Origin of the sequence: Orientia tsutsugamushi str. Boryong (assembly GCF_000063545.1) — a bacterium.
Lineage (GTDB): Bacteria > Pseudomonadota > Alphaproteobacteria > Rickettsiales > Rickettsiaceae > Orientia > Orientia tsutsugamushi_C.
This window is the reverse complement of record NC_009488.1, coordinates 2085130-2105216: the sequence shown is the minus strand read 5'-3', so window position 1 is coordinate 2105216 and position 20087 is coordinate 2085130. Positions and strand designations below refer to the sequence as shown.

At 29.3% G+C, this 20087-nt stretch carries 13 protein-coding genes and 2 pseudogenes; 10 read left to right on the top strand and 5 right to left on the bottom strand.

Annotated features, from left to right (window positions below):
* Window positions 1-22: 22 nt before the first annotated feature.
* Window positions 23-2062, bottom strand: a complete 2040-nt coding sequence (nuoG, locus tag OTBS_RS09940) for an NADH-quinone oxidoreductase subunit NuoG (protein ID WP_011945175.1) — start codon at window positions 2060-2062, stop codon at window positions 23-25.
* Window positions 2063-2341: 279 nt separating this feature from the next.
* Between nuoG and frr the strand changes: the two genes are divergently transcribed.
* Entirely contained in the window at window positions 2342-2905 is a 564-nt protein-coding gene (frr, locus tag OTBS_RS09935; protein WP_011945174.1) for a ribosome recycling factor, read from the top strand.
* A 163-nt stretch (window positions 2906-3068) separates the two neighbouring features.
* Here frr and OTBS_RS09930 read toward each other — a convergent pair whose 3' ends face one another.
* Window positions 3069-4349: a porin gene (locus OTBS_RS09930; RefSeq protein ID WP_011945173.1), complete on the bottom strand. Its 1281-nt coding sequence runs from the start codon at window positions 4347-4349 to the stop codon at window positions 3069-3071.
* Window positions 4350-4983: 634 nt separating this feature from the next.
* Between OTBS_RS09930 and dcd the strand changes: the two genes are divergently transcribed.
* Both dcd and secB read left to right on the top strand, forming a co-directional pair.
* Entirely contained in the window at window positions 4984-5550 is a 567-nt protein-coding gene (gene dcd, locus OTBS_RS09925; RefSeq protein WP_011945172.1) for a dCTP deaminase, read from the top strand.
* 42 nt (window positions 5551-5592) lie between these two features.
* The gene (gene secB, locus OTBS_RS09920; protein ID WP_011945171.1) at window positions 5593-6075 is read left to right on the top strand and encodes a protein-export chaperone SecB; all 483 of its coding nucleotides are present in this window, start codon (window positions 5593-5595) and stop codon (window positions 6073-6075) included.
* A gap of 1428 nt (window positions 6076-7503) precedes the next feature.
* Here secB and OTBS_RS13545 read toward each other — a convergent pair.
* Window positions 7504-7617: pseudogene (locus OTBS_RS13545) on the bottom strand (transposase); the annotation flags it as partial.
* Window positions 7618-7677: 60 nt separating this feature from the next.
* On the opposite strand from OTBS_RS13545, the gene OTBS_RS13540 reads away from it, so the two are divergent.
* A protein-coding gene (locus OTBS_RS13540; protein WP_157866471.1) for an IS5 family transposase occupies window positions 7678-8501 on the top strand; the annotation gives its coding sequence in 2 pieces (ribosomal slippage) (window positions 7678-8065 and window positions 8065-8501; 825 coding nt in all).
* 20 nt (window positions 8502-8521) lie between these two features.
* On the opposite strand, the pseudogene OTBS_RS18100 reads toward OTBS_RS13540, so the two are convergent.
* Together OTBS_RS18100 and OTBS_RS09900 are read right to left on the bottom strand one after the other, a co-directional pair.
* Window positions 8522-8851, bottom strand: a pseudogene (locus tag OTBS_RS18100) (IS982 family transposase); the annotation flags it as partial.
* Window positions 8852-9433: 582 nt separating this feature from the next.
* Window positions 9434-14359 carry an NAD-glutamate dehydrogenase domain-containing protein gene (locus tag OTBS_RS09900; protein WP_011945170.1) on the bottom strand — a complete coding sequence of 1642 codons (4926 nt, stop codon included), beginning with the start codon at window positions 14357-14359 and terminating at the stop codon, window positions 9434-9436.
* 80 nt (window positions 14360-14439) lie between these two features.
* On the opposite strand from OTBS_RS09900, the gene mnmE reads away from it, so the two are divergent.
* From mnmE to OTBS_RS09870, 6 genes are all read left to right on the top strand, one after another.
* Complete coding sequence (gene mnmE / locus OTBS_RS09895) at window positions 14440-15783, top strand: tRNA uridine-5-carboxymethylaminomethyl(34) synthesis GTPase MnmE (RefSeq protein ID WP_011945169.1); 1344 nt, start codon at window positions 14440-14442, stop codon at window positions 15781-15783.
* 25 nt (window positions 15784-15808) lie between these two features.
* A complete protein-coding gene (locus tag OTBS_RS09890) occupies window positions 15809-16747 on the top strand; it encodes a tyrosine recombinase XerC (protein WP_011945168.1) in 939 nt (312 codons plus the stop codon).
* A 33-nt stretch (window positions 16748-16780) separates the two neighbouring features.
* Window positions 16781-17212 (top strand): RNA polymerase-binding protein DksA, encoded by a 432-nt coding sequence (gene dksA / locus OTBS_RS09885; RefSeq protein ID WP_011945167.1) that lies wholly within the window; start codon window positions 16781-16783, stop codon window positions 17210-17212.
* Window positions 17213-17294: 82 nt separating this feature from the next.
* Window positions 17295-17822 carry an inorganic diphosphatase gene (gene ppa, locus OTBS_RS09880; RefSeq protein ID WP_011945166.1) on the top strand — a complete coding sequence of 176 codons (528 nt, stop codon included), beginning with the start codon at window positions 17295-17297 and terminating at the stop codon, window positions 17820-17822.
* Window positions 17823-17845: 23 nt separating this feature from the next.
* The gene (locus OTBS_RS09875; RefSeq protein WP_011945165.1) at window positions 17846-18718 is read left to right on the top strand and encodes a DNA polymerase III subunit delta'; all 873 of its coding nucleotides are present in this window, start codon (window positions 17846-17848) and stop codon (window positions 18716-18718) included.
* A complete protein-coding gene (locus OTBS_RS09870) occupies window positions 18702-19640 on the top strand; it encodes an RluA family pseudouridine synthase (RefSeq protein ID WP_011945164.1) in 939 nt (312 codons plus the stop codon). Before OTBS_RS09875 ends, OTBS_RS09870 begins: the two co-directional genes overlap by 17 nt.
* Window positions 19641-20087: the final 447 nt, after the last annotated feature.

The following is a 20087-nucleotide window of genomic DNA, read 5'->3' as shown; positions in this document are numbered from 1 at the left end:
AGATTTAACTTTAACTCTAATATTATCCTTTTTGTACTTTTGTACATTCTGCCATAACTGGTGATACTCTAGTAATTACATCAGTAATATAAAAATTGCGTTTCTTTAAAGCAAATACTTCTTCCGTATTTAATATGATATCACTTTTAATCTTTTTTACGCTGCTTTTTTGTATATTACCAATATTTCTTAATGATTTAGCAACTTTAGCAGCTTGACTTCTTAAATCATATAGATCCTTAAAGTAAAATTTAGATTTTACTTTATCCGATATATTTTTGATAATTAACCAATCATCTTTAGCTGAACCTACTTTAGCAACTGCTTGTCTAGCATATTGCGCCCTACCCTCAAAATTAACATAAATAGCATTTTTTTCAGTATATGCTGCTCCAGGCAATACTACATCAGCACAGTTAGCGCCTATATCACCATGATGTCCTTGATAAATAACAAAAGCATTACTTAGCTTACTTGTATCAAGCTCATCAGCCCCTAACAAATAAACTAATGATATTTCTCCTTGTTCGCAGCCATTTAAAATTTTAGTTACATTTTTACTATTACTATCTGCAAAAAATCCCAAATCAATAGCTCCAACAGTCGAAGCATGATTATGTAAAATATTATACCCATTCCAATTTTGTCGAATAAAATTATACTTGTAAGCAATATTTTGACATAATTCAAGAACTTTTAAACCATCATCACGAGCATAAGCTAAGTCACCAATAATTATCATCGGATTTTTAGCGCTATTAATTTCATTTATAATTTTGTGGTTACCACTTAAAATATCAACTAATAAACTAGGGCTATTCCCTATGTTAATCACATTAAATCTGTGCTCATAATTTTCTGGGCCAATATTTAATATTTTTAGTTTCTTCCAACGTTGTAATCTTGTTAACCTCGCTCCAAGAACTGGAGCAGAAAAATTCATATCAACACCAACCAACAAACATAAATCCGAAAAATCAACTCCAGCAATCGAGGTATTAAATAAATAATTGCCCCTAGAGCTAATGTCCAATTTATAATTAAATTGATTGGTATCAAAATTATTACAGCCAAAATTTTGCATCAATAATTTCAGAGCAAACATTGATTCACAATCTACCATAGTACCAGCAATAGCAGCCATTTTGTCTCCAGGAGTTTTTCTCATCTTGTCAGCTATATATTCTACAGCATCATTCCAGCTTGCTTCTTGCAATCTGCCATTTTTTTTTATATATGGCCTATCAAGACGCTGATATTTTAGCCCATCATAAGAAAACCTAGTTTTATCAGATATCCATTCTTCATTAATTTCATCACAATAAGATGGCAAAATTCGCATTACCTCTAAACCACGAGAATTTATCTTAATATTCGATCCCATAGCATCAAATACATCAACTGATTCAGTATATGTTAATTCCCATGACCTTGCTGTACAAGCATAAGGCTTAGAATTCAATGCCCCAACTGGGCAAAGATCAATTACATTACCAGACAATTCAGATTTCATACTTTTCTCTAAATAAGTCTGTACTTCCATATTTTCTCCTCTGCCAATAGCTCCTATTTCTGGTAGCCCAGCTATATCTTGAGCAAATCTAATACATCTAGTACAGTGAATACACCGTGTCATATGAGTTGCAATTAATGGACCCATATATTTATCTTTAACTATGCGTTTATTTTCATTAAAGCGGCTAACTTGACTACCATATTTAAATGCTTGATCCTGTAAATCGCATTCTCCACCTTGATCACAAACTGGACAATCTAGTGGATGATTAATTAATAAAAATTCCATAACACTTTTTCGAGCTTTTTCAACTCTTGGAGAATTTGTATGAATTACCATACCATCTGATATAAGCATCGCACATGAAGCTACTAACTTAGGAGAACTTTCAATTTCAACTAAGCACATTCTACAATTACCAGCTATAGCCAAACGTTCGTGATAGCAAAATCTTGGCACTTCGATATTCAATAACTCACAAGCTTGAATAATTGTTATTTCGTCTTTAATTTTAACTTTTTTATTATTAATTATCAGGTTAACCATTAAAATAAATATATGTTATAAAATAACCACTTATCGATTATAGAACTTAAGCTTTCAGCAGTAAACTAATTTCTTGGAATTCGTGAATTAATTCGCGCTTAAGTTGAATTAATTCTGTAAATGATCATAATGCATTCTAAACAAATATCAATTACCATCTTCTAACTATTCTAACTCAATTATTAGCAAGATAATAAACTTTTAAATTAATTATCCTGCTTGCATAATATAGAGTTATATGATTATTTTTATAGATATTTAATAATAAATATTAGCGTTATGAATCATGAAGAACTAATTAATTCATTAACAAAAAAAATGAACGGCGCACTACAAGTACTTGATGCAGATCTTAAAGGATTAAGAGTTGGACAAGCATCTGCATATTTTTTAGATCCAGTACAAGTTGAAGCATATAATAGCAGAGTTCCAATATTACAAGTTGCAACAATTTCAGTATCAGATACAAAAACTATCCTTGTTCAAGTATGGGACAAAAGTCTTGTTAAAGCTGTTAAAAAAGCAATTATGGAAGCAAATTTAGGAGTTTCTATTATTTCAGATGACAATCAAATAATCAGATTACAGCTTCCTATTCCAAGTGAGGAACGTAGAAAAGAATTAGTTAAAATAGCGCATAAATATCAAGAAAAAAGCAAAATCATTGTTCGAAATATTAGACGTGATGGCATAGAGCTCATTAAGCAAATGGAACAAAACACTGAATGCTCAAAAGATGAAGCACACATATACAGCAAAGAAATACAAGAATTAACAGATAAATATTGTGATAAAATTGATAAAATAATTAAACTTAAAGAACAAGATATTATTAATTTATAAATATTTCAAAATTATTGTTAAAAAAGCTCTCACTTGCTAGCTTACATCACTTAGTATAACGCTAATACTTTAGATAGCTCAATCTTTATATAGTAAAGTAAAGTTTTGCTAATATGTATTTTATCAAAGTATTAAATTTTAATGAAGGTGATACTTACCTTCATTAAAATTTAATTTTAATACCAAGAATACCGCATATTCCACTAAAAGGTTTGACTTGATCATCATAACTTGCTATCTGCGTCTTTTTAGGATCAGTATCTAATAATACCTTGCTCCCCTTAGCTATAAAATAACTAAGATCAAAGTATGCAGACAACCCTTCAGCTAATTGATAATCGCTACCAAAAGTTATAGCGTGCCTACTATTACGATCTCCATAAGTGTTATAAGACCATTCAAGACTAACACCTATCGGAACTTCTACATAAGCAATGCCTATACTCCAAGAATCACTCTTAGGTTTTGTTACAATCTCATCACTGAAAAAACTATCTCCCCATGTACTATAAGATACTCCACAATGAATATTCTCTTTGCTTAAGCTAACTCCAAGACTATAAGCTAGTATATCTTTAACATTAATAACATCATCAATTTTATGTTCACTCTTACATTCTGGATTATTGTATACCTTCATTGGAAGAGCATTACCATATTCTATAACTGCACCTAGCTTAATACTAGAACCACTTTGAAAGTTATGTTTATAATTTATTCCACCTACCCAAGCATCAGTTGCTACCAATCTGTATTGAACATATCTATTGGTATACCCTGGTAACTTTATAACTATAGCTTTAGTAGTAGTATCATCTCCAACATTGCCAGTACTATTACTAGTATCTGGAATATATGAAACGCCAAATGTTAATCCATAATATTCAGGAGTATAATATGATATCTTCCTTACAGACTCAGTTCCTGAATATCCAACAGAATTAGTTGAGAACGCTTCTATAGGCAAACTACTGCTAGCTGCAAACACATAATTTTCTGGAAGTTTTGCATATCTAGACCATGTTCCCATTGCTCCACATGCCTTAGGGCTAATTTGCATCACTTTAGCTATGCTATGCTGAGATCCAAACTCCATTAACCCAATTTTAGATTTTATAAAAAGCCTAGATCCATTTAAAGATGCAGCTCCTTTAGCTTTTGTAGTAGTATGCAATACTACTTTACCACCGTAACTTATATTCTCTAACTCATCTTGTACACTAAGACTTACATTCCCTTCTGAATATAATCCTACATTTTTTCTATAGGCCGAAACATTATCACTATGCGGCTCAAAATGATAATAGGGAGCTCCAGCTTCAAAACTAAATGCACCACTAAACTTGTGAGTAATATCTGCAAAAACATGGCTAACAAAAAACACACTACTCAAGTACAATACATTAACTAATTTTATACTATATACTTTAATAAACTTTCTCATAACTACCCCTTAAAATTTCAAAGTAATATAATCAATATTATCAAGCATTAACATAAAAATGCTTGTATGCTACCTTAGAAAGAAGCATAACTTAACATATCTATAATTTATTTTATAATTTATTTTATAATTAGATATGCTCCATCAACTTAAGATATGCTCCATCAACTTAACCTTCACGCATTGAATAGCAAGTATTATACATATTTAACAAAAAATTATCAATAACAATAATTTTAATAACATCCATAATACTCAGAAATCATGTAAATAATACCTATAATACATAAACTTCAGCAAAATTGCTATAAATAGCAAAAAGGATATACTGTAATTAAACTACTTAAAATTGATAAATCTCAAGGTATCATATGTTATTGCAATTTTGATCCTAAATTTATTTTTTGATTTATCAAAGTGATCTTTCAATGCTTTTGCGGCAGTTTTTATAATACCCAATACTATCTAAAGTTTACAACTTTGTCTAATCAATCTAAGCACAAAAAGTGATTAAATTTATCACTTACCACTAGCAAGCAAACTTATGTCTTGTGTATAATTTTTAATTTAAGTATACTACTTCCTCAAATATAATTTAAGTTTTATTGAGTTTAAACAAGGTTAATTTTAATTTATGTCTATAATGTCAGACAATTGGATCAAAAAAATGGCTGAATCAAAAAATATGATCTCTCCATTTGTTGACAAGCAAGTTAGAGCACGCAATAATCAGCAAATTCTTTCGTATGGACTATCATCGTACGGTTATGACGCCCGTGTTAGCAATGAGTTTAAAATTTTCACTAACACAAAACCATCAATTATCGATCCTAAAAAATTCGATCAAGATTGCCTAATTACAAAGATAAGCGATATATGCATCATCCCTCCAAATAGCTTTGCTTTAGGTACAACTATAGAGTATTTTAAAATGCCAAGAGATGTAATAGCAATTTGCATAGGAAAGTCAACATATGCACGCTGTGGCATTATTATCAATGTTACTCCTCTTGAACCAGAATGTGAAGGTCATATCACATTAGAATTCTCTAATACTACTCCACTACCAGCTAAAATTTATGCCGGTGAAGGAGCATGTCAATTTTTATTTTTTAAAGGAGATCAACCTTGTAATACTTCGTATCTCGACAGATATGGAAGATATACAAAGCAAATTGGAGTAACACTTCCAACAGTATAAGTTTAAATTAAGTTAATTAATCTATTAAAAAAGATAACTAATATGGTAGCAACATCAGAACCTAAAATAGCTGTAAAAGCACAATATGTTAAGGACTTATCATTTGAAAATCCTGATCCAATAAACTCATTATTTAAAATAACTGAAAAACCTAAAATTGATACTAAGTTAGATATAAATATTACTAAATTATCAGAAGACAATCATTTTGAAGTAGAATTAAGTACTAACGTTAGTGCCACATGTAATGATAAAAAAATATTTCATATCGAAGTTGTATATGCTGGAATATTTCAGCTAACTAATATATCAGAGGAAGATAAAAAGTTTATATTATCAGTACGCTGCCCAGAAATAATTTTCCCTTATGTACGACAAATTATTTCTGAATCAACTCAGAAAGGCGGATTTTTACCTTTAATGATTGATTATATAGACTTTGCCGAGATTATATCAAACACACAAACTACTAACAATCCGCAAAAATCAATCAAACCAGAGTTTGATGTAAGTAATAAGCAATAATTTACAGACATTTTATGCTTATTTTATAGCATCCAAAATATTTATTTTTGCATAGTTTTCATTGTTTTTTAAGTTTTTCAACTGCTATAATAGCAGAGCTTTGAATTTTATCTAACTATGATTATAATACTTACTCTATAATAGCATAACATATCTATTATATAAGCTCTCTAGTTAATTAAATAAAAAATCTTCTAGTTTAATAGCTTTTTTCACATTAGTTAAATGTCTTACAAAAAAAAAATATTTCCATTATCCACGTCACATAAGAACTGTACGTGGTACTTTGGTGTCATAAGGCTCAACTCTTTAAGTTCAATTTTTTGTTGAACAAGTTTATACTTAAACCTTGTCTATAGGCAAAATTGGTTTTATACATCAGATAGTATCAGTATAAAAATGTATATAGGTTTTACATAAGAGTTATTTTATGATTATTTTCAATCTTTTGGATAAAATTTTTTTCTAAACCACCTACTATAGCTATATTTCAGGAGATGAAAAATGCTACCTATAGTATCCAATAATTATAGCTAATAGTGGTAATATTATTACAAATAATATTACCACTATTGTAACAATTTTTTATAGCTTTATTGGAAATATCATTCCACAAGAATGGAGAAAGTTAATTTGAGATAATAGAAAAGCTTTCAGCAGAACTTCAAAACACCTTGTATCATTTATAGTATTTAGATTACAGATCTATTACAATAATAATATATAGCCAAACTACTATAAAACAATTATAATAATAAGATGTAATAAAAAAGTAATTAGATGACATGTACTATAAATTTCTGAAAAAACAGCTAGATATAAATGAAAGAAAGAAAATTAGTTTTGAAAAAGTATCAAAACGTTTTAGGATAGAAAAGAATACAGTTTTTATATGAAGCATTAGAGTTAAAAAACATAAACATAGCTCCAACAAAAATCTCTACTGATAAATTAAAGAAGATATGATACAATATAGTGACGCATATCAATATAAAAGAGCTGAATGGCTATGAATAAGTAAGTTAGAATTTTAGAGTAAGATAAAAATTCATAAAGACAAAGGAAAAGTTATTGTCTTTACGCGTGATAGCGGTTTCATAGTACACCTAGAACTCACAGATATGCTTAGCATGAGATGTTACTGAGTTTATAATTAGCATACGTAAAAGATAACTAATGTTTTTGACTACAATGTTAATACTGCTATTTTTTACTGTTTAATAGAACGGGATTTAATACCTTACAATGGGCAATGTTAAGGTTATTAAATATAGTATTATGAACTAATTCTTGTAGAAATATGAGCAATAAATAAACCGTTATTAATTAAAATTATATTTAATATATCACATAATTATAATTGTACATTATCTCTTGTAGACCTTTTTCATTATGCTTTTCATATTTTTCCTTATCCTAATCTGGAGTTAAGAACCAGCCATAACTACTTTTACCAATTTTAGAAATTTTGTTAAAAACTCTATTGCTGGAGGTACGTTTATTATGACAAATTGCTAACTTTGTGGAATCGATGTAATAGACTTCTTTCGAAACTATACAATGATGTAAAATGGTGTTATAAAAATCTGATTTGAAGTAATAATGAAATTAGATCAGATTAAAGAGTTAAAGGATGAAAAATTTCGTCGATTAACAGTAGTAAGGAAGGGAACATTCTCAAAGATGGTGGATATTTTGAGGAAAGCTGATGGTGTTAAGAAATCAAAAGGAGGGCGTAAAAATAAGCTCAATTTGGAGGAACAGTTATTGATGGCCTTAGAATACCTTAGAGAATACCGTACTTATTTTCATATAGGTCAGAACTATGGGATTAGTGAAAGTTCAGCATATAAGGCTGTAAAATGGGTAGAAGACACCTTAGTTAAACACCCAAACTTTGCTCTTCCAGGTCGTAAAGCTCTAATGAATAGCGATATGAATTATGAAGTAGTCTTGATTGATGCTACTGAGAGTCCAATAGAAAGACCCAAAAAAAACAAAAATTCTATTATTCAGGAAAGAAGAAAAGGCATACACTAAAGACTCAAATAGTGGTAGACAAGAAAACACACCAAGTAATATGTACAGATTTTTCTAACGGTAAAAAACATAACTTTAGATTATTTAAGGAATCCAAAATTCTTATCCATCCTAAGATTAAAGCGATTACTGATACAGGATATCAAGGTATACAAAAAATTCACAATAATTCTGCATTACCAAAGAAAAAAAGCAAGAAAAATCCTTTAACTAAAAATGATAAAAAGAATAATCGTAGGTTAGCAGGAAAAAGAGTTGTCAATGAAAACGTTATTGCTATGCTAAAACGGTTCAAAATTATTGCTGACAAATATCGAAATAGACGTAAAAGATTCGGTCTTAGATTTAATTTGATCTCTTGCATTTATAATTTTGAACTACCTTAACCAGTTTCGAAAGAGGTCTAATATATACCAGTCTCTTCTCCTTTCAGATAATGCATTAATACGACTAATGGTAGCAACATTCTAGGCCACAGTTGTATTATTCTACTATAGCTTGGTAAGCAAAAGTATCCTTTATACTTATAACTCAAGTAATATAGATAATAATTTTTACAATCCTTGCATGGAGATACATAAAAATATATCATTATTGTTAGTAACTCAGCTAAAGATAACTTTCCATCTCTGTTCCTTTGATTACTACTTGGTATTAATCTCTTTCTTTTCCACTCTTGATATATCTTGCAAAAATTGTCTATTAAATAGTATACTGTTATAATACATTTTTTCATATTGGATTATTCCTTGTTTATTTAAATTTTTTTATAACCAACATTCTCACTTTGTATACCTTTTATTCTCTACATTTCATATTTCCACTTATCATAATCTGGCGTTTATAAGTTCTTCTATCTCTAAATTTAATTCTAATCTCATCTCCTCTTATTTCTCTTCACTCAACTTATCCTAATCTAGCGTTATTAACTCTTTGGTTTTTTGGATTTATAAAATGCTGCATTATCCATTACTACAAACTGAGCATGCTTTAACTCCTTAATTAATACTGCTTGGTGTGTCCCCAAGCTTTAAATAATCTTATATACACGCACCATTGTTGCTTTTTTCTATACTTAAACCTCATTGCAAATGACTATTATATGTCATTTTGACATCCAAAATGTTAGACATAGCAAGTGATTTAGATAAATTTTGCTGTTTAACCAATACTTTTACGATTGGCAAATATAGGATTAATAACTATGCCCAAAATTTTCAACTCTGCAAAGCTTATAATAACTTAGTCATTTTAAACTTTTTAAGTGTATACATTTGATACGTTTGGTTACGACTATCTACCATTATGACAACAGATTCTAGCTAACTTTATTTAAAAATGTTTCGCATTTTTTATTAGCTAAAACAATCATGTGCAAATCTACTGTTGTTTTATGCATCGCTATTTCATTGATAAGATCAAGATAAGCTACAGCATTAGCTTTATTTTTTTGCCACCAGCGATCAAATGTTAACTGTTGTTTTGTTGTAATTATACAAGATAGTAATCTACGTTGTTTGTTATATAAATCCTCTTTAAGAGAACGTATAGCTAGTCTATTCCAATAATGATCGCTAATTAACTGATCACAACATTTTCTTAACCAATATAAACTTAAAGCTTCTCCTACAGCAAAGTAGGCTTTAGCAACTTTATTATAATCTGAGTTGCTATTTACAGAGACTAAAATAATATCTAAAACAGAGATTAGATATTCAATATTAGATAAATGAGTAGCAAGCTTCTGAGGAATATTGTGAGAAATATAATAATCAAATTTATCCTTAGCTTTTGCCGTAATACTAGATGATAACGAAGAAATTTTCTTAGCCAATGCTACAGTAGGCTTTTTATAGATATTGATAGTTTTAGTAATATCTAATTCAGCAGTATTTTGTATAAACCAACTTATACCCCTTCTAATTAGTTTATTTATTTCGCTAAAAATTATAACTTGTACTTCATTATTAATATGAGTACCAAGATCATCAATATTTTGCCATAACTCATCTATAGAGAAAATTTCATTAGTAATTACATATGCTTTAACTATATTATCAAGAGTAGCTTTTGTATCATTCTGTATCATATTAAGAATTGGCCCGCTAATCTGATTAATGACCTTGTTACTTAATACAGTTAAAATAATCTCTTTTCTTAGTGGATGTGTGGAGATTTCATCATAAAATCTTTTTTGCATTAATTCAGGAAAATAGTTAAGTAAATACTTACTTAAAAATGGTTCACTAGCCAAATCAGTTTTGATTAATTCTGCGTATGTATGCATTTTACTGTAGGATAACAAAATTGCTAACTCTGGTCTTGTCATTTTTTCTTTTGAAAGTAATCTTTGAGCAATTTCATTATCTGATGGTAAAAATTCGACAGTACGATCTAGCAATCCAGCTTGCTCAAGAGTTTTAATCGTATTTGTAAACATTTCCATAGTGAATAGTTTAGACTTTTCAGTAATAGTAATGGCTTGATTTTGTTTATGATTATCAACAAGAACTAATTTTTCCACCATTGGAGACATTTGCTCTAAGATTTTATTTCTTTCTTTTAAAGTAAGCTTATTTTTAGTCATGGCGTTATTTAACGCTATCTTAATATTAACTTCATGATCAGAACATTCTACTCCAGCTGAATTATCAATGAAGTCAGTATTAATTCTTCCGCCTTGTCTTGCATACTCAATACGACCACGTTGTGATATTCCTAAATTTCCTCCTTCAGCTATTACTTTCGCTGATATATCTTTTGCATTACAGCGTAATGCATCATTTGACTTATCTCCAATATCGAACATGCTTTCATCTGATGCTTTAATGTAAGTTCCTATTCCCCCATTCCAGATTAAATCAACTTTTGCTTTTAGTAATGCTTTAATCAACTCTTCTGGTTTAACTTCATTCTTGCTAAGGTTAAATAGCTTCTGAGCTTCTGAAGATAATTTAATGATTTTAGCAGAGCGTAAAAATACTCCACCACCTTTAGATAATACTTTTGGATCATAATCAGACCATTTCGAATGAGGAAGCTGAAATAATCTTAACCGTTCTTGATAACTTTGCTTAGGATCTGGATTTGGATCAACAAAAATATGCATGTGATTAAAAGCTCCTACTAGTTTTATTGCGTCCGATCTAAGCATCCCATTACCAAATACATCCCCAGACATATCCCCAATACCAACAACAGTAATAGCATCATTTTGTACATTAATACCTAAATGTCTAAAATGGTGCTGTACTGATATCCAGGCTCCTTTAGCTGTAATTCCCATTTTTTTATGGTCATAGCCATCAGAACCTCCTGATGCAAAAGCGTCTCTTAACCAAAAATCATATTCTTGAGAAATTTTATTGGCATGGTCAGAAAAAGAAGCAGTCCCTTTATCTGCTGCTACTACTAAATATGGATCATCATAGTCTTCATTTTGAATTACAGTGTTTTCAGGAGATAATATTTTCTCTGTTACTGTGTTATCTGTAATATCTAATAATCCTCTAAGAAAATTTTTGTAGCATTCTACAGCTAATTTTTGATAAGAGGATACATTAGTAGTATTTTCTGGAGAGACTTTTACAAAAAAACCGCCTTTAGATCCAACAGGAACAATGATAGTATTTTTTGTCATCTGAGCTTTCATTAATCCAAGAACTTCAGTTCTATAATCTTCTCCACGGTCTGACCACCTAATTCCTCCTCTTGCTACTTTTCCTCCTCGTAAATGAATACCTTCAAATTCATTAGAGAACACAAAAATCTCAGCGTAAGGTATTGGTAAAGGTAAATCTGGTACTAATTGTGACTTAATTTTAAAAGAAAGATAATTTTTGCGTTTGCCATTTTTAGTAAGATGATAATAATTAGTTCTGGAAATAGCCTTAACTAGAGCCAACATTGTTCTTAGTACCTTATCTTCTGCGCTGCTTCCAATTAGATTTAAATGTTTCAGAAATTCCTGCTCAATGTTATCGATATCATGCTTTATAACTGTATTAGGATTAAACCTATAATCAAATAATTTTAAAAGTGTATTAGTAAATTGGTAATGTTTTATAAGTAATGATTTAACATAGTCTTTACTATAAGCAAATTTGATTTGTTGAAGATAGTGTACTAATGCTTGTAAAAGCCTAACTTGGTAAACATCGATGTTAATTAATGTAGTTAGTTTATACAGAACATCATATTCTAATACTTCGGTAGTAATCTTTTCTAATATAGCTTCAACATTCTTTTTCATTAGCTCTAAATTTAGAGTAGTTAATTCAATTTTGGGAGATAAATTGAAATTATATATCCATGTATCAGACTGATTGCTATTCATTGAATACAGAGCATTCAAATCCTGCTGAACGTTTAAACTATTACCTATTGCTATTGGCTCTTGTTTATTAGAATCTAATGCTAGTTGTGAAATTAGCGGCCTGCCATTCTCAGTTGAAATTTTAAAAGTTTGCTCGTCTAAGATGTTAAAATTTAAATTTTCAATTAAAGGAAAAATTTGAGATAGTTGAAGTTTGCTACCAGGATTATATATTTTTAAGCTATACATATGTTGCGAATGCACTATAAAGTTGAAGGCTTTTTTACCACTTTTTTGAGCTTTAATAACATATTGTAAATCACTGACTGCTTCAGTTGAATTAAAGTTTTGAATATAATTTTTAGGAAATATACATGCATTATCTTTAAACAGTTTTAATCCTTCAAATAATCCGTAAGATTTAATCAAAGATGCCTTAAATGACTCTATCCACTGCGCTGATAAATTTTCAAGATCACTTTCAAGCTCTTTAATATTCAAATTAGCAAGTATATTATTATCGACTGACATGCTAATATAGATACTACAGAAATTTGGTGGGACTGTATTTAATTCACTGCTTAAAATTTTAGTATTAAATGCTTTTATTAGGCGACCAGTAATATTTGCATGCACGTTAGGAGTTAACCTTGCGCTTGGTAAAAACACTATGATATCAATAATATTATTAAGACAATTTGGAAAAAGGCAAAGCCTTAACGCATTGTTATGCATTGCTGATAATACTTTTAAGCATGCACAATAAAGATTCTCTGAGCTAACCTCAAATAGCATTTCTCTAGGTAAAGATTCAAATATTGCATTAAATCTTTTAGCATTATAGCTGCTACTACTAAACTTTGAAAAACTAAGTATATCTTTTAGCTTATCCCGTAATATAGGAATATTTTGTACAGATTGCTGTCTAGTTGAAGCACTGTAAAGACCTAAGAAGACCATAGCTGAGTTTAAATTTCCGATCTGGTCTTGTTGCTTTATAAGAACATAATTAATGAAGCTGCTTTTATGAACAGTGGATGGCTTATTAATTTTGCCAATTAGTATTAGCTTTTTATCGTTATGCTGATTACAAGCAAGATGAACAATATTTTCTACATCTTGTTCATGAAAAAATGCTTTATGTCCAGCAATAAGCTTACTTTTTTTATTTGATATATTGTAATTAATACAACTTAGAAAAGTAAAATTATCAGATTTTAGCCAATGAAGAAAATCTATAATGGATTTTTCTTCCTGATCAGAAGAGCAAGATAGCGATATAATAATCTTTTCTATTTCATGCAAAATAGGTTGCCAGTCTGCAGAGGTTTTATTAATTTGTTCTAAGATTGTAGTAAGCTGGTTTTTGATATTATCGAGCAATTTTTTATCAAAAGTACCGTGTATTTTACACACTATTAAAGATTCAATATTACTATTTGTTATATGATTAGATTTTCTGTTCTGTAAAGCAGGATGGACATCGACTAATTTACCATCTTTGCTTCTTTGAGCAATAACTATAGGATGAATAAAGAAAAATGGCTCTAGACCTATTCTATCTAACAAAGATTTAATTGAATCAATAATAAAAGCTGCATCTATATTGATAATTTTAAATTCAATAAAAGGAGGAAATTCTCTTGATTGAGTAGATTGAGAGATTGTAACTAGATAATTTTTATTTATAGGTTTTTTCAGAAAAAACTCATATGCACTTAATGCAGTATCTTTAAAAAAGTTAGCATTATAATTTTCTATATAGTCAATTGGAATATATGAATAGAAACTTTTAATAAATTTAACTAATAACTTATCGTTAGAATATTTAGCTTCGCTTTTGATTGCGTTAACAACTTCAGTTTGTAATTCTGTACTATCACAGCTAAAGGTTGGAGAATGCGTTAAATCTAAATCTTGATTATTCATATATATAAAATATAATTTTTAAAATAGCGATAGTTTATGTTATATTATAGCTTTCAGCAAGAATAAAGTAATATCTAAAAATGACTAGTAAAACTATATTTGCACAGTCCTCTGCTAAAGGCAAAGCAGGCGTTGCTGTTTTTAGGATTTCTGGTAGTTTGTCATTATTGATTGTTGAAAGATTATGTGGTAAATTTAATATAGTACCAAGGAAAGTCTATTATCGTACTATTCGCTGTTACGCTACATCGCAAGTTATTGACAAGGCATTAATAGTTTATTTTAAAGGTGAGCAAAGCTTTACAGGAGAAGATGTAGTAGAAATACATACACATGGTAGTGTTGCTGTCGCAAAAATGTTAACTAGATCCATACTGGAATGTGATGGTATTAGATTGGCTGAACCTGGTGAATTTGCAAAGCGAGCTTTTTTAAATGGTAAAATGGATCTAACTATGGCGGAAGGGTTAGTTGATTTGATTGAATCAGAAACACTAATGCAGCATAAGCAAGCAATCAGGCAAATGGAAGGTGAGCTTGAGAAATTATATAGCCACTGGCGTGGAATGTTAATAAAAATATTAAGTTTTATCGAAGGATATATTGATTTTCCAGATGAAGAAATACCTCAGTCAGTATTAAGAGAAGCAAAATCAATTATTAATAATCTAACTCGAGAAATTTCTAATCATTTAGGAGACACTCGTAAAGGTGAGGTTCTTAGACATGGCATAGTATTAGCCATTACTGGTGAAACTAATACTGGAAAATCTAGTTTATTAAATTATTTAACTATGAGGGAAGCAGCTATTGTTTCAGATATTCCCGGAACTACTAGAGATGTTATTGAAGCTCATCTCGATATTGGAGGATATCCAATAATAGTGCGTGATACTGCTGGTATTAGAGAAAGTGATGATCCAATAGAACAAGAAGGTATTAAGAGGTCATTAGTAGCATTTAAAAATTCTGATATCAGAATTTTAATGATTGATGCTACAAATATAAACAGCGTTAATCAAACTATTGCCCACTTGTTGAATGATGTTTATACAATCATAGTAATTAATAAGATTGATCTAGTAAATTATAAGTATGACAGTAGCATTTTACCATGTGACAAACCAATAGTTGCAGTATCATTGCTAAAACAGGTTGGATTAGATAGATTAATGTCAGAAATAGTAAGCTATGCAGAAAAAATAGCAGATCCAGGAAATGTTCCTGCAATTACTAGAGAAAGATATCGTAATAGTTTAAATAAGGCATTAGAATTATTACAGTTAGTAAATTTAGAAAATGATTTGGTGCTTGCTGCTGAAGATTTAAGAATGGCAATTAGATATCTAGAGCATATTACTGGAAAGATTAAAATAGATGATATTTTAGCAGAAATTTTTGCTAGCTTTTGTATAGGTAAATAAGTTTAATTATATTAATATTTGTATTATGCAACTTAATTCTCAACTTGAAAAAATTATAACTGAGTGGCTTAACCATCTTAAAAACTATAAAAATTATTCAATTAATACATGTAATTCTTACAATAATGACTTACAGCAGTTTCTTAATTTTATAGTTGATTATTGTAATTTAAGTGAGTTAAAGACTAGTCATCTTTGTTCAGTTGACATAAGATTAATGAGGAGTTGGTTAAGCCAAAGATATAACCTTCAATATAATTCTAGTTCAAATAGTAGAGCATTATCTAGCGTTAGAAATTTTTACAAATATTTATTTAAGCAACATAATTTAGTTAATAAGATTATTAGTGCAGTTAGAAGCCCTAAATTAGCTAAACGTTTGCCTAAAGCTCTTGATATTGAAGATACAGTAGCTTGTACTACTGAAATTAATAATATAGCAAATGATAAATGGATAGGGGCAAGAGATAAAGCTTTGCTGTTTTTATTATATGGTCAAGGATTACGTATTTCTGAAGCTTTATCTGTAACTAAAGTTAGTTTAAAATCAGAATCATTGATAATTAAAGGTAAAGGCAATAAAATAAGACTAATCCCATGGCTTGATATTACTAAGCAACTAGTATCAGATTACGTAAATCTTGTACCGTATTCACTAACAGAGAACTCTCCATTATTTGTTGGCAAAAGAGGAAAAAAACTGCAGCCAGCAGTTTTTGGGCGACATTTAATTAAATTACGGCGTCAATTAAACTTACCAGAATCATTAACCCCCCATACTTTTCGGCATTGTTTTGCTAGTCACTTGCTTAATAACGGCGCTGATTTACGCTCTATACAGGAATTATTAGGTCATCAAAGTTTATCATCAACACAAATATATACAAAAATTAATTCTGATTTTTTAACTTCAGTGTATAATAAATCACACCCATTAGTTAGAGAACAAAATAATAAAACTTAATAAGTATTTAATTAAAAAATAATATAGTGCATTATGAGTAAAATAATATTACCTAAAGGATATAAACCTTCTGAAGAAGAAGAGTATATGAGCCCTAACCAGCTTGAATATTTTAAGCAAAAGCTTGAAAAATGGAAAGAAGAATTAATTCAGGAATCTTTAGAAACTATTGATCATCTAAAAGACGGCCCTCTTAAAGAGCCTGATTTAAACTATCAAGCTTCTAGAGAAGCAGATACTGCTCTCGAACTTAAAACAAGAAGTAGGTATAAAAAGTTAATTGATAAAATTGAAACTGCATTAAAGAAAATTGAATTAAAACAATATGGTTATTGTGAGGAAAGCGGAGAAAAAATAGGATTAAAAAGACTTGAAGCTCGTCCAATAGCAACATTATGTATTGAATCACAGGAACGCCATGAAAAATATGAAAAGCAGCATAATGATGATTATGATGCAGACTAATTTAACAAGTTTATTTAATATAAATGATAATTATACTAACTAGCTATAGATGAAAAAATAATTAATAAATTGGAGATTTGCAGTGTTTATTGAGAAAATTAAAATTGGAAATAACGTACCTAATGATGTTAATGCTATAATTGAAATACCAATGAATCAGCAGTACATAAAATATGAAATCGATAAAAACTCTGGAGCAATAATAGTAGATAGATTTTTACAAGTAGCAATGTCATATCCTTGCAATTATGGATTTATACCACATACTTTAGCAGGAGATAATGACCCATTAGATGTGCTAGTTATTGCAAAATATCCATTACTTGCAGGATCAGTAATTAATGTTAGACCAGTTGGAGGATTAACTATGACAGATGAATCTGGTAAGGATGAAAAAATTTTAGCAGTACCTCATAGCAAGGTTGATAGCAGCTATGATAGTATTCATGACATTACTGATTTAGATACTGATCTTAAGAAGTGTATTCTTCATTTTTTTGAACACTACAAAGACTTAGATCAAAATAAATGGGTTAAAGTAGAAGATTTTTTTAATCATTCAACAGCAAAAGCTATTATTAATCAGTCAATTAAAACTAACTTGTGCTAAATGTGATTTGATTTTGTGTATTTATGCTAAATACTCTCATAAAAAATTGGCAAAATAATATTTTTGCTAATGCTTGGATAATTAATACTGATAACTCTGATAGTGCTATGAGTATTTTACTGAAATTTTGCAATAAAATACTCAATCACCATGATGATGCTGTTTTTCACCAAGATATGATTTTAGTTAAACGTAGGTCTATGAATGGTAATAGCAATGATAAATTTATTACTGTTGATCAAATACGTGATATGCTATTTTTTCTGAATAAAACACCGATAAAATCAGCTATAAAAATTGCAATTATATACGAAGCAGAATATATGAATATTAATTCTGCTAATTGTTGTCTTAAAATACTTGAAGATCCACCGATTAATCGCTATATTTTCTTAATTACTACTAAATTTGCAAGCATACTTTCTACAATTAAATCGCGTTGCCATTTACTTACTCAAAAATTTGATCATTGTAATAATACTGCATTAGCAGCATATTCTGAAGTTGAATACCAAAATCTAATTAATATGCTTAATGCCCAAACTATAAAGATTCAATTAGAATTTATTCAAAAAATAAAATCTATACAACTCAATTCACAAGAATGGTATAAATTTGGTCAAGCTTGCATGATATTAATCGCAAAATCTATCAGATATAAAGTTGGCTTTAAGGAAGCTGAAGATTGTAGCAAGAATGATTGCGCTATTGCTGAAATGAAAGTTATTGAAAAAATCAGCAATACTAACTCAACTGAGGAGCTAGTTCAAAAATATGATAAGGTAAGTAATATTCTATACAACACTAGCAATGTTGACTTAGATGTTTGTAATGCTACGTTATTAATATTATCACTAATGCAAAATCAATTGAATTTTCATGAAAATAACAATTAGTAACTGCTTAGTTACAACTAGGCTTGATAAATTCTTAAAAAGAAAATATTCGCACCTTACACAAGGTGTAATAGAGCGCGGAATAAGAAAAGGCCATATAAAAGTTAATGATGCAAAATCTAAAGCAAAGTTACAAGTTAAAGATAATGATATACTTACTATAGCTGATTATTTAACAAGTTGTAGCAATCAAAAGCATATAAAACTTAAAAAGAAAGTAAAAGATAATGTCGGAGTAAAAGCGCTAGCTCATAAAATTGTCAACAATTATAAAATAGCTGAAACTTCAGATTATATCATAATAAATAAACCTGCATTATTACCAACTCAAGGCGGTAGCAAAATTTCACTTTCACTTGATGACGCGATAAAATATCTCAATAAATCTTTTTATTATGATTTTAAATTAGTACATAGGCTAGACAGAGAGACTACTGGGTTACTTATTATTGCAAAAAATCATGGAACTGCAATTAAACTTTCTCAAGCATTTTTACATCATTCAATTGAAAAAGAGTATATTGCTATTTTACAAGGAGTTCCTAGTCAGTTATCAGGTGAAATAATAACTAATATTACCAAAACTGGTGATAGAATGATAGAAACTCAAAATGGTGGTAAAGTTAGTATTACTAAATATCAAGTTAAGGCAATCTCAATAAATTCGCAATTGTCTTTAGTATCATTTATTCCAGTTACAGGCCGTACTCATCAACTAAGAGTCCATGCTGCTAAAATTGGTTATCCAATTATTGGAGATAAAAAATATAATATTAGCAATACTTATTATAACTATTCATTGAAACTACATGCTGCTAAAATCTGTATTCCAAAGCACCTGTTTGGCAATCAAAGAATATACTATGCTCCTTTACCGTATCAGTTTCAGCAGGTAATATCAACATTTTTTGATCATAACTAGTAAGGAGTGATAAGATATACGCGTCACATTTGTATACCAATAGTTAGAACTATATTGCACACAATTAAGCCAATGGATTCAAGATATAGCTTAATTCTGAAAGGTAGTTACACATTGTAAAGTGTAACAGACAGCATCAAAAAAATCATTAAATAAGTAAGATACTACATATTTCTTTTTTTACTTTTAAGTCAAAAATGCTGAATTAGATTCAAATCTGGAAAATAAGTTGGTGAATATAATTAGGTAGAGGTAAAGGTAAAGGTAAAGAAAGTGAAAGATAATTCAAACTTGAGAAAAAGAAACAGAAATTTTATTATGTTTAAAACATGAGGAAGAAATGAAGCAAGAACATTAAGTTTAAAAATAAATAACAACGCTAAGACAAAATAATGTAAAGCATAAAATGTATAAAATAAAAGGCATACAAAGAGAAAACGTTGAGTT